7 protein-coding genes are annotated in these 13,280 nt (G+C 34.2%); 2 read left to right on the top strand and 5 right to left on the bottom strand.

What is annotated here, in order from left to right; translation table 11 throughout:
• Nucleotides 1-61: 61 nt before the first annotated feature.
• Nucleotides 62-838 carry a hypothetical protein gene (locus tag AC0J6S_RS16770; protein ID WP_474954863.1) on the bottom strand — a complete coding sequence of 259 codons (777 nt, stop codon included), beginning with the start codon at nt 836-838 and terminating at the stop codon, nt 62-64.
• A gap of 201 nt (nt 839-1,039) precedes the next feature.
• Here AC0J6S_RS16770 and pafA point away from each other — a divergent pair, with 201 nt between their 5' ends.
• Nucleotides 1,040-2,656 carry an alkaline phosphatase PafA gene (gene pafA, locus AC0J6S_RS16765; protein WP_474954862.1) on the top strand — a complete coding sequence of 539 codons (1,617 nt, stop codon included), beginning with the start codon at nt 1,040-1,042 and terminating at the stop codon, nt 2,654-2,656.
• Between the two features lie 79 nt (nt 2,657-2,735).
• Here pafA and AC0J6S_RS16760 read toward each other — a convergent pair whose 3' ends face one another.
• The 4 genes from AC0J6S_RS16760 to gltB all read right to left on the bottom strand — a co-directional run bounded on the left by AC0J6S_RS16760 (nt 2,736) and on the right by gltB (nt 11,675).
• On the bottom strand, nt 2,736-4,151 hold the full coding sequence (locus AC0J6S_RS16760) for an alkaline phosphatase (protein ID WP_474954861.1): 1,416 nt from the start codon (nt 4,149-4,151) through the stop codon (nt 2,736-2,738).
• A gap of 158 nt (nt 4,152-4,309) precedes the next feature.
• On the bottom strand, nt 4,310-5,530 hold the full coding sequence (gene lysA / locus AC0J6S_RS16755) for a diaminopimelate decarboxylase (RefSeq protein ID WP_474954860.1): 1,221 nt from the start codon (nt 5,528-5,530) through the stop codon (nt 4,310-4,312).
• Between the two features lie 170 nt (nt 5,531-5,700).
• Nucleotides 5,701-7,155, bottom strand: coding sequence for a glutamate synthase subunit beta (locus AC0J6S_RS16750; RefSeq protein WP_474954859.1), 1,455 nt, complete (start codon nt 7,153-7,155; stop codon nt 5,701-5,703).
• A 2-nt stretch (nt 7,156-7,157) separates the two neighbouring features.
• Complete coding sequence (gltB, locus tag AC0J6S_RS16745; protein ID WP_474954858.1) at nt 7,158-11,675, bottom strand: glutamate synthase large subunit; 4,518 nt, start codon at nt 11,673-11,675, stop codon at nt 7,158-7,160.
• Between the two features lie 408 nt (nt 11,676-12,083).
• Between gltB and sucC the strand changes: the two genes are divergently transcribed.
• Nucleotides 12,084-13,277, top strand: a complete 1,194-nt coding sequence (gene sucC, locus AC0J6S_RS16740; RefSeq protein ID WP_474954857.1) for an ADP-forming succinate--CoA ligase subunit beta — start codon at nt 12,084-12,086, stop codon at nt 13,275-13,277.
• Nucleotides 13,278-13,280 lie beyond the last annotated feature (3 nt).

Raw genomic sequence — 13,280 nt, 5'->3', positions numbered from 1 at the left:
GGGATTTTTTGTTTTATAGTGGTGAGACTTGTTTAGAGCTATTAATTAATAATTAATCCTTTTACTTTTTAATTCTTATTTGCATCGCATAATTATAAGGATCAAGTGGTGTAAATGATATTTTGTCCTGTTTCACAAATTCAAAATAGCTGTATATTTTTTCTTTTGTAAATCTTTGCGACCAAAATCTTTCTTTTGTAGCCGTAAAGCTATCTTTAGCATCAGTTATTACAGTCATTCCCATTCTTTTATAAGAGAGTTCTTGTTTTTTTCTTGTATTCTCATTGTCAATATAGCAAGCTCCAATTAAAATTTCTCCATTAGCATGTAACATTTCATAGGCAAAGGTGAAAATAGTATCAAATTTTTCATTTTTTGATAAATCGATTTTTTCTGTCAATGAATTATAATTTTCAAAAGGGAAGTTTTCAGGATAAAAATTTCCTGCAGTAAACCAAGTTGTAATAATTAAATCATACTGCTTTAGTAATTGATTTAATTTTACAGCATCTAAAAAATAAACTGTCACTTTATTTTCAATTTTTAATTTATTTACTGTGTTACGGGATAAATTAACACATATTTCGGCATTGTCAGTACCATCATATGATTCAATCATGTCCCACATTTCGGGAATTGCACTTAAATGTTTTACTATTCGAGCATTACCAATTCCTATATCTAATATGGTTATCGGACTTCCTTTTTTAAGGTATATTTCTGCAATTACTTTTTTTAGTTTTATGAATTCAGCCCATTGTGCCTGTAATAATTCTTCTGATAAATAATTTTCATCGAATGATTTTTGAGAAGTATTGGTATTGTCATACATTTCCATGATTACTTTATTTAGAAACCTATTCAAATTTAGTCATTCATTTGTAAATGAAAGAAAATATATTCTTGCAAATTTTAATTAACTATTGCGTAAATATTTTTTAATTAAGTTAAGAATGGATTAAATTATTATCCTTAGGTCTTTGTTCGGAGTTTGATTAAACTTTAAGTTGTATTTTTGTTTTAAATATATAAATATAATATGAAAAGAATTATTTTGTTTTTGACATTTTTTATGTCTTTAAACTCTCAAGCTCAGCAACGCCCAAAATTAGTGGTAGGTATAGTGGTAGACCAAATGAAAATGGAGTATTTATATCGTTTTTCAGATGATTTTTCTGCGAATGGCTTTAAAAGATTAATGAATAATGGATATACTTTTCATAATATGCATTATAATTTTGTACCAACTTATACAGCTCCCGGCCATGCAAGTATTTATACTGGAACGACTCCATCAACTCATGGAATAGTAGGAAATGATTGGTTTAATAAAGCAACAGGAAAAGATATGTATTGTACCGATGATGCTTCTGTAAAAACAGTCGGTGATGGTACAGAAAAAGAGGGAGCAATGTCCCCGAAAAACTTGCTAAGTACCACCATTACAGATGAGTTGCGAATGGCGACAAATTTTAAAGGGAAAGTAATTGGGATGAGTATTAAAGATCGTGGAGCAATTTTACCGGCTGGTCATTTTGCTAATTGGGCATTTTGGTACAGTAAAACTGGAGCTTTTATCTCAAGCACTTTTTATGGTCCTACATTACCTAATTGGGTAACCGAATTTAACCAAGAAAAACGATACCTAAATTATATTAATAAAGGTTGGGATTTATTGATGCCGATAGCCACTTACAACGAAAGTCTTCCTGATGATAATCCGTATGAAGGAAAATTAGATAAAGCTAACGCGCCTGTTTTTCCATATGATTTAAGTAAAATATATAAAGAAAAAGGAGCCGATGTTTTAAGAACTACACCTTTTGGGAATGATATCTTGGCAGAATTAGCTATGAAAGCTATAGAAAAAGAAGAATTAGGTAAAGATGATATTACTGATTTTCTTACCGTAAGTTTTTCTTCTACTGATTATGTAGGACATACTTTTGGACCTCGTTCTATGGAGTTACAGGATACTTATTTGCGTTTAGATCAAACGATAGCTCAGTTTTTAAACTATTTAGACAAGACCGTTGGTAAGGATAATTACTTGCTTTTTCTAACTGCTGATCACGCTGGTGCTGAAAATCCAAATTATCTAAAAGATAATAAATACAATGTAAAAAATATTCCATCGAAAGACATTGTTGCGGCATTAAAAAAACATTCTAATGAAACCTTTGGTTCAGATTTGATATTAGATTATTCTAACTTTAATATTTTCTTCAACAAAGAAACTATTAAACAAAGAGGTTTAGAATTAACTAAAGTAAAACAAAGTTTTAAGGACTTTTTGATGACACAAGAACAAGTTAAAAGAGTCTATACTGAAGAGGAAATTTTAGCATCTTCTGGCGACGATTATTTTTTAAGTTTTATTGCAAAGGGTTATGATCCTAAACAAAATGGAGATATTGTAATCCTTGATAAAACGGGTTATATGGAATATCAAGCGACAGGAACTACACATGGTTCACCTAATAGCTATGATACACACGTTCCGCTACTTTTTTATGGATGGCAAGTTCCAAAAGGAGAATTGCATACTAAAAAATACATTACTCAAATAGCACCGACGCTTTCTCAAATGTTGAAAATTCCATTTCCTAATGGAACAGAATCTGAAGTTTTGGAAACGCTTTTGGAAAAAAAATAAAAGATTTAAAATCTTTTTAGATGAAAAAAAACTCCTCTCTTTTTAATAAGATTGGAGTTTTTTAATTTTATGGTTGTTTCTAAAATTTATTTTCTACTTCAGCAGCCTCTAGCATTAAATAATGTAAGTCGGTGTTTTTTATGAAAGGTTTTAGTAAATCACTTCCGGGTCCGTACATGGCTAACTCACTATAATCTGCAGAGTGATCCATACTGATCCAACCTACTGAATTGTGTTTCTTTTGAATTTCAGCCAGTACTTTGAAAGGTAAATGTTTTGGATTATAGAGCCCTTCCTCTAATTTTATATTCGAATAAAAATTCAAAATTTCTTTTGCCTCATCTTCTTTTAAAATAGTTTTATTGGCATATTCAATTCTTTCAATTACTTGTGATACAGATGTTTCTGGACCAATTCCGTTTAAAATCCAATCGTTAGTTTGTGTGTAATTTTGGATCGAATCAAAATTTTCATTGGCATCTTTTCCATAGATAATTCCCGGATTTGCATTCCCATGATCTGTGGTGATAATAACCAACGTGTTTTTATCTTTTTCCGCAAAATCAATAGCAACTTTTATGGCTTCATCGTGAGCTACTTGGTCATAAAGTAATCCAGTTATGTCATTTCCATGTGCTGCCCAGTCTACTTTTCCTGCTTCAACTTGCAGTACAAAACCATTAGGATGATCTTTCATTTTAGCAATGGCACGTTCCGTCATTTCAGCTAGAGTTGGAATAGTTCCAGTAAGTTCTTTACTGCTTTCTCTGTCTTTAGAATAGGGTAGACCATCATTATGAAACACACCAAGTATTGGTTTACTGTTATCACAGGCCAACATTTCACTTTTATTTTTTACAACAGAAAATCCATTTTTTGAAAATTCTTGGTACATATCACGTTTGTCTTTACGGCTTTCAGAGGAGAAATAGTTACTTCCGCCACCCATCATGATATCAAACTTCAAGTCAAGATACATTTCAGCAATACTTTCCTGACTGTTTCTACTTTTTGAAGCAATACAAAAACCCGCAGGTGTGGCGTGTGTGATAGGAACAGTCGTAACACATCCTGCCATTTTTCCTGCTTTTTTGAATTTTTGCCATATTGGAATGTATTCCTCTCCGTTTACACCAACATTTAAAGAGCCATTTTTGACACGAAACCCACTTCCCCAAGAAGAACTTGCTGCAGCGGAATCTGTAACAATTGATGATGCTGATGCCATGTCCATCAATGCTCGTGTCACTTTGTTGTCTTTATACAATTGGATCCAATTACTCCCTATACCTGTTTTTCTATTCAAATAGATGTCAGCCATATTTAGTGTACCAATGCTCATTCCGTCACTAACGATTACAATTATATTTTTTGCTTTTTTATTTTTTTTTAAAGTGTCAAAATCTAACTCGTTCGCATTACCTTCAAAGGGATTTAAGAGTGAAGCACCAATAGCAAATAAAGAACCGTTCTTGAAAAATTTCCGTCTATTCATTCGTTTGAGTTTTTTTGTAAGAATTTCAAAAGTAAAGAAACTCTTTCACTGAATATGTTAAGGATTGATTATTTTTTGGAAAAAAAAATATTATAAAGAGATTGGTTGTGGTATCTAATAAATAATCCCATTTACGGTCGCAAATGGGATTATTTAGTTTATTCTGTTGTTACAGCAACTGGTAGCGGAATTTGATTTTTAAGAATATCTTCAAAGGTTTCATGTGCTCTGATTAAATGCCCTTCCCCGTTCATCCATAAAACTTCGGCGGGCTTGTATCTCGAGTTGTAGTTTGAAGCCATGGAGAAACAATACGCCCCTGCATTTCTAAAAGATAATATGTCTCCTTCTTTTATTTCTGCAATTTTTCTGTTATTAGCAAAAGTATCAGTTTCGCAAATGTATCCTACTACGGAGTAAAAGCGTTCTTTCCCTTTTGGATGAGAAATATTTTCGATATGATGTTGTGAACCATAAAACATTGGTCTAATCAAATGATTAAAACCACTGTCTATTCCCGCAAAAACTGTTGAAGTTGTTTGTTTAACGACATTTACTTTAGCCAAAAAGAAACCTGCTTCACTTACTAAAAATTTCCCAGGTTCAAATATCAAGGTTAATTCTTTTCCATATTCGGTACAAAAAGCATTGAATCTTTTTGATAGTTTTTTACCTAATTCTTCAATGTCAGTTTCGATATCGTCTTTTTTATAAGGCACTTTAAATCCACTTCCGAAGTCTAGGAATTCAAGGTTTTTGAAGTTTCTGGCGGCATCAAATAATATTTCTGCTGCATACAAAAACACTTCGATATCCAAAATATCAGAACCTGTGTGCATGTGAATACCCACAATGTTCATTTTTGTATTTTCAACAATACGAACTAAATGAGGCAATTGGTGTACCGAAATACCAAATTTACTATCGATATGACCAACAGATATATTTGCATTTCCACCAGCCATTACGTGCGGATTTATTCGGATGCATACAGGAACATTTGGATGTTTTGTTCCAAATTGCTCTAATATGGATAAATTATCAATATTAATTTGAACTCCCATTGCTGAAACTTCTTCAATTTCTTCAAGAGAAACACCATTTGGAGTATAAAATATTTTTTCTGGTTCAAACCCGGCATGAAGTCCTAATAGTACTTCTTGAATGGAAACCGTATCTAATCCTGAACCCATTTCTTTCAATAACTGAAGTATAGCAACATTCGACAAAGCCTTCATTGCATAATTGATGCGTAACTTTTCTACCTTTGAAAAAGCTTTAGTTAATCTATTGTATTGAGATTGTATTTTTTCGGCATCATAAACATATAATGGACTGCCAAATTGTTCTGCTAATTGTACTAAGTCTTTTGATTGCATGATTATTAATTTTGGGCAAATTTATTACTCTTTATTTAGTCCCACAAGTTAATGAACGAATTCTAACAAATTCTAACAAAAAGTTATATATTAAACATTTATTTGGAATTTTATAAAAAATAAGCCTTGACAAAATTTTTCTATCAACGGTTATGTAATGGTATCAGGAACTATAAGTTAGGTAAGTCACCATTTCCTTTCGTAGGCAAATTGGTATAACCCATTAAGTATTTATCGACTTCTCTGGCAGCTTCACGACCTTCAGATATTGCCCAAACAATTAATGATTGTCCTCTTCGCATGTCCCCCGCAGTAAAAATATGCGGAACATTCGTTTGATAATTAGTCGCTTTATAATTGCTTCTCATATCAATTTCTAAACCTAATTGATCACTTAATGTTTTTTCAGGACCTGTAAATCCAAGTGCCAATAAAGCTAAATCACAAGGCCATATTTTTTCTGAACCTTCTTTTTCTATCAATTCAGGTCTTTGTCCAGGTGTCATTTTCCAAGCCACTTCAACGGTTTTTAAACCTACAAGTTGGCCGCTTTCATTAGAAATGAATTCTTTGGTGTTGATCAACCAGTTTCTATTACAACCTTCTTCATGTGAAGAGGATGTTTTTAATTGCAATGGCCAAAATGGCCAAGGAGTAGTTTCACTTCTTCCAACGGGTGGTTTTGGTAAAATCTCAAAATTAGTAACCGATTTAGCTCCGTGTCTGTTTGAAGTTCCCACACAATCAGAACCAGTATCTCCACCACCAATAACGATCACATCTTTACCGGTCGCCATTATTTGATCAGCAACGACCTCTCCATATAAAGATTTTGTTTGTTGAGTCAAGAAAGTCATTGCTTGAACAACTCCCTTACTTTCTATTCCTTTAGTAGGTAAACTTCTTCGTTCTGTTGCGCCACCACATAATACTATAGAATCAAAAGTGTTCAATTCTTCAATACTATAGTTTACGCCAACATTGACATTCGTATTAAAAGTAATTCCTTCAGCTTCTAAAACAGCAACGCGTCTGTCTATAATCCCTTTTTCTAATTTGAAATTTGGAATTCCGTAACGCAATAATCCACCAATGGCATTGTCTCTTTCAAAAACAGTAACAGTATGTCCAGCACGATTTAATTGTTGTGCAGCTGCTAAACCAGCAGGACCAGAGCCTATTACAGCCACTGTTTTTCCTGTTCTAACTTCTGGTGGTTGTGGTTTTATCCAACCTTCTGCAAAACCTCTTTCGATAATATTTTTTTCAATATTTTCAATAGCTACTGGCTCGCTTATAATTCCTAACACACATGATTTTTCACATGGAGCCGGACATAAACGACCTGTGAATTCTGGAAAGTTATTGGTTGATTGTAGTATTTCCAAGGCGCTTTCCCATTCCTCCTGATGCACCATATCATTAAAATCGGGTATCAAATTCCCTAATGGACAAGCGCTGTGGCAAAATGGAATTCCACAATCCATGCATCTCGATCCTTGTTCTTTGATTTTATCTTTAGGTAATGTAATTGTGAATTCATTGTAATTCGATACTCTTTCTGGAACAGCAACATTACTTTCGTCGGTTCTAGTATATTCTTTAAATCCTCCTATCTTTCCCATAACTATAGTGCTAGTAGTTCTTCAATTTGTTTTTCTTCGGCCAATCTTTGCAATGCTTTTTTGTAATCTGTTGGCATTACTTTGATAAAATGGCCGCGTTGGTTTTCCCAATCTTCTAAAATTCTTTTTGCTAAAGGGCTGTTGGTATACATTGAATGATTTTTTATCAAACGTCTCAGTTTAGTAAAGTCATCATCTTCCAATATTTCAAAGGCAACCATTTCCATATTGCATAAGGTAGCGTCGAATTTTTTATTTGGATCAAAAACATACGCAATACCACCGCTCATTCCAGCTGCAAAATTTCTTCCTGTTTTTCCTAAAACTACTACAGTTCCTCCAGTCATATATTCGCATCCATGATCTCCAATTCCTTCTACAACCGCTGTTGCTCCAGAATTTCTAACACAAAAACGCTCTCCGGCCATACCATTTATATACGCTTCACCAGTGATTGCCCCATAAAGTGCAACGTTACCAATGATGATATTCTCTTCTGGTTTGAAAGTAGCTGCAGGCGGGACTTTGATGATCAGTTTACCTCCGGAAAGTCCTTTTCCTAGATAATCATTACAGTTTCCATGAATTTTAAATGATAAACCATTGGTTGCAAAAGCACCAAAACTTTGTCCAGCTGATCCTGTAAAATCGACTAATATGGTGTCTTCGGGTAAACCTTGCGCACCATATATTTTTGAAATTTCATTACTCAATATAGCGCCAACAGAACGGTCTGTGTTTTTGATATCAAAAGTAACTCTTGTTTTTTCTTTTCTATAAATGGAAGGAATAGCTGCTTTTATAATTTCAAAATCAAGTACATGTTCTAAAGCATGGTCCTGTGTAGTCGTATTGTGATTTGGAACTTCTTTGGCTTTTTCTGGCTTATATAAAATTGTAGATAAATCTAATCCACTTGCTTTATAATGTTTGATGGCTTTGTTGACATTCAATTTTTGAGATTGTCCCACCATTTCTTTAAGTGTTCTAAATCCAAGTTGTGCCATGATTTCTCTCAACTCCTCAGCAATAAAATACATGAAGTTGATGATGTGTTCCGGCGTTCCTTTGAAATTTTTTCTCAATTCAGGATCCTGCGTTGCAATACCTACTGGACACGTATTTAAGTGACATGCTCTCATCATGATACAACCAGATGCTACTAAAGGAGCCGTTGCAAAACCAAATTCCTCAGCTCCAAGTAATGCAGCAATAGCGACATCACGTCCTGTTTTCAATTGTCCGTCACATTCCAAAACTACGCGGCTTCTTAAATCATTTAAGATTAATGTTTGTTGTGCTTCGGCAAGTCCAAGTTCCCATGGAATACCGGTGTGTTGCAGTGAAGTTAACGGTGCAGCTCCAGTTCCTCCGTCGTAGCCAGAAATTAAAATCACATCGGCTTTTGCTTTAGCAACACCGGCAGCAATTGTTCCAACACCCACTTCAGAAACTAATTTTACATTAATTCTAGCTTCACGATTGGCATTTTTTAAATCAAAAATTAACTGTGATAAATCCTCAATAGAATAAATATCGTGATGTGGCGGCGGTGAAATTAATCCAACATATGGTGTTGAATTTCTCACTTCAGCAATCCAAGGCACTACTTTTTCACCTGGTAATTGTCCACCTTCTCCAGGTTTTGCACCTTGAGCCATTTTTATTTGTATCTCTTTGGCGTTTGTCAAATAGTTGATAGAAACCCCAAATCTTCCAGAAGCTACTTGTTTGATAGCACTGTTTCTGGAATCTCCATTTAAGTCTTTTTGGAAACGTTTTGGATCTTCTCCACCTTCTCCAGAATTGCTTTTTCCTCCAATTCTGTTCATGGCAATCGCTAGATTTTCATGGGCTTCTTGGCTGATAGATCCATAAGACATGGCTCCAGTTTTGAATTTTTTTACAATCTCAGTCCAAGGTTCCACTTCGTCAATTGAAATAGGGTCTAAGTTATTAAATTCAAATAAACCTCTAATAGTCATCAAGTTTTCACTTTGATTATTGACCATTTTGGAGTATTCCTTATAACTTTCAGGGCTATTTAGACGGACTGCTTGTTGTAATTTAGAAATCGTTGTTGGGTTAAACATGTGTTTTTCCCCATTTCTTCTCCATCGGTAAATTCCCCCAATTTCTAAAGGCAGTAAACTACTGACTTTTGAATTTGGAAATGCTTTTTGGTATCGTTTCTTGATTTCTTTTTCGACTTCCATCAGACCAATTCCTTCAATTCGGGAAGGAGTGTAAGGGAAATATTTAGAAGTGAATGTTTTATTTAATCCTAAAATTTCAAAAATTTGTGCAGCTCTGTACGAATGTAACGTCGAGATGCCAATTTTATTCATGATTTTCAGAATCCCTTTTGCAATAGCTTTGTTGTAATTTTTGATGGCATAATCCGCTTTTACACCAGTGATAAAACCTTCGTTTACTTGGTTATGAATTATTTCATTCACCATGTAAGGATTGATTGCGCTGGCTCCGTAACCAAATAATAAGGCAAAATGATGTGGTTCGCGAGGTTCTGCGGATTCAATTATGATTCCAAATTTAGAGCGAACTTTTAGAATGTTAAGCGAATGATGAATGTAAGAACACGCCAGTAACATTGGTATTGGAGCCATTTTTTCACTTACACCTCTGTCAGAAATAATTACAATATTGCAACCTTCAGTAACTGCTTTGAAAGTCGCTTGTACGGCTCTTTCTAAAGCACGTTCTAATCCGTTTACTCCTTTTTCTATATCATATAATGTAGAAATAGTGACTGATTTGAAATCAGCATGATCAATGTTTCTTATTTTGTCTAAATCTTCGTTTGAAATTACTGGATTTTGAATTTTTAATTTTTTACAATGCTTTGGAACAATGTCAAAAATATTATAATCTCCACCAATCGCTAAACTAATATCAGTAATAATTTCTTCACGGATACCATCCAATGGTGGATTGGTAACCTGAGCAAACAACTGCTTGAAATAGTTGTATAAAAGCTGTGGTTGATCTGATAAAACTGCTAACGGAGTGTCATTTCCCATGGAACTTAATGCTTCTGCGCCTTGAGCTCCCATCGGGTTTATGATTGTTTTTAAATCCTCTAACGTGTAGCCAAAAAGTCTTTGTCGTGTTTCAAAATCTATGTTTTCAACAGGAATTGGATTATCAGTATATGGTATTTGAGCCAATTGTACTAAATTTTCATCCAACCATTGTTGGTAAGGACGTTTGGTAACAATAGCATTTTTGATTTCGTCATCTTCAATAATTCGACCTTCGTTCATGTCCACAAGGAACATTTTTCCGGGTTCTAAACGACCATGTTGTATCACATCTTCTGGTTTGATGTCGAGAACACCAATTTCTGAAGACATAATTACGAAACCACTTTTAGTCAATGTATAACGGGAAGGACGCAATCCATTTCTATCCAATAAAGCACCAATAACGTTTCCGTCAGTAAAAGGAATAGAAGCCGGGCCATCCCAAGGCTCCATGATACAAGCGTTATATTCGTAAAATGCCTTTTTGTCGGCTGACATTGTTTGGTGTTTTTCCCAAGCTTCAGGAACGACCATCATCATGGCTTCCGGTAAAGAACGACCGGTCATTAATAACAATTCAATTACCATATCCATTGAAGCGGAATCTGATTTTCCTTCTAAAATAATTGGAAATAATTTTTTGATATCATCACCAAAAACGTCACTTTTCATCAGTTCTTCACGAGCACGCATGCGGCTAATATTGCCACGAAGTGTATTGATTTCACCATTGTGACACATATAACGGAAAGGCTGTGCCAATTCCCAAGATGGAAATGTATTGGTAGAGAAACGTTGGTGAACCAAGGCTAATCGGGTTACCAAATCATCATCTAATAAATCTGTATAGTACCTGCTGATGTCTTCAGGCATCAACAAACCTTTATATATTATGGTAGTAGTTGAGAAACTGGAAAAATAAAACATGTGACTTTCTGAGATTCTTGAATTTCGAATCGCATGTTCTGCTATTTTTCTCGCTGCAAATAATTTAGCGTTAAATTGTTGTTCTGTAAGGTCTAAACCATTTTTACCTACAAATACTTGTTTTACTGTTGGTTCTTTCTCGCCGGCTATTCGTCCTAAATTTGTTGCGTCAACCGGAACGTCTCTCCATCCTAAAATCTCTAGATTTTGATCGCGCACCGAAGTTTCAAAAGTAGTTTTACAAAAAACAACTTGGTTTTTACTTTTTGGCATAAAAACCATCCCTACTGCATACTCCTTAGTTTCCGGGATATCAAATTCACAAACTTTCTTAAAAAAATCATGTGGGATATCAAACAATATTCCTGCTCCATCTCCAGTTCTGCCATCTGAACTCACAGCACCCCGGTGTTCTAATTTGATCAGAATATCTAATGCTTTGTGTATAATATCATTTGACTTAATTCCATTTAAATTACAAATGAATCCTGCTCCGCAATTGTCGTGTTCAAATTCGGGCAAATAAAGGCCTTGTTCTTTAACTTTCATGCTTAAATTTTTTTCTACAAAATTAAAGATTTGGTAACATATAATAGGCGTAAAAGTTAAAAGCGCCTTGTTTTTACAGTTCTAACAGAAAAAGGTTAAATAAATCTCAATAATGATATTTAAACACTTCCGATTTGATTTTTCGATAAAAAGAAAATGTAAATGGGTAAAGGAAAGCACTGTTTTTGAAAGAAATACTTTGCCAATGAATTTTGCCTGATAATTATAACAAATTTGTAATTAATTTTTATATTTTTTTAAAATTGCAGTAGGTTCTGTTTTTGTTTAAAATATCTCTATTTTGATCTAATATTTAATTAAAAAAAAAATAACAGTTAAGTTGAATTTTGCTATTTTTGTGCCACTTTTATTCTGGAATAAATTCAGAAACCAGACAAATTCTATCTTATGAACATACACGAATATCAAGGAAAAGAGATTTTAGCTAGCTACGGAGTACGTATTCAACGCGGAATCGTTGCTAATAGCCCTGTAGAAGCGGTTGCTGCTGCAAAACAATTAACTGCCGAAACTGGTACAAGTTGGTATGTTGTAAAAGCCCAAGTTCATGCAGGTGGACGTGGAAAAGGTGGTGGAGTGAAACTTGCCAAAAATATCCAACAAGTAGAAGAAATTTCTGAGCAAATAATTGGAATGCAATTGATTACACCTCAAACTTCTGCTGAAGGTAAAAAAGTACACAAAGTTTTAATCGCTGAAGATGTGTATTATCCTGGCGAAAGTGAAACTTCTGAGTTTTACGTATCTGTTTTATTAAACAGAGCTACAGGTCGTAACATGATCATGTATTCTACTGAAGGTGGAATGGATATTGAAGAAGTTGCAGAACATACTCCTCATTTAATTTTTACTGAAGAAGTAGATCCTTCTGTTGGATTACAAGGTTTTCAAGCAAGAAGAATTGCTTTTAACTTAGGTCTTTCTGGAAATGCTTTCAAAGAAATGGTGAAATTCATCGATTCTTTATACAACGCTTACATAGGATCTGATGCTTCGATGTTTGAAATCAACCCGGTTTTAAAAACATCTGACAATAAAATTATGGCTGTAGATGCTAAAGTAAATATCGATGATAATGCTTTATACAGACAAAAGAAATATGCTGATATGCGTGACATTCGTGAGGAAAACCCAATCGAAGTGGAAGCAAAAGAAGTAGGATTAAACTATGTAGATCTTGACGGTACTGTTGGATGTATGGTGAACGGAGCTGGTTTAGCGATGGCAACTATGGATTTAATCAAGTACGCTGGTTTTGAGCCTGCTAACTTTCTTGACGTAGGTGGAACTGCTGATGCAAAACGTGTTGAAACTGCTTTCCGTATTATCTTAAAAGATCCAAACGTAAAAGCAATTTTAATTAATATTTTTGGTGGAATCGTTCGTTGTGACCGTGTGGCGCAAGGAGTTGTTGATGCTTACAAAAATATGGGTGATGCAATTAACGTACCTATCATTGTTCGTTTACAAGGTACAAATGCAGCTATCGCAAAAGAATTAATTGATAATTCAGGAATGCCAATTTTATCTGCTGTTGAATTTCAAGAAGCAGCTGATCAAGTAACGGCAGCACTTTCTTAATTA

The sequence above is a fragment of the Flavobacterium sp. TS_SC_5 genome, from assembly GCF_056156265.1.
The sequence above is the reverse complement of the archived record's forward strand: the minus strand, read 5'-3'. Positions and strand labels throughout refer to the sequence as shown.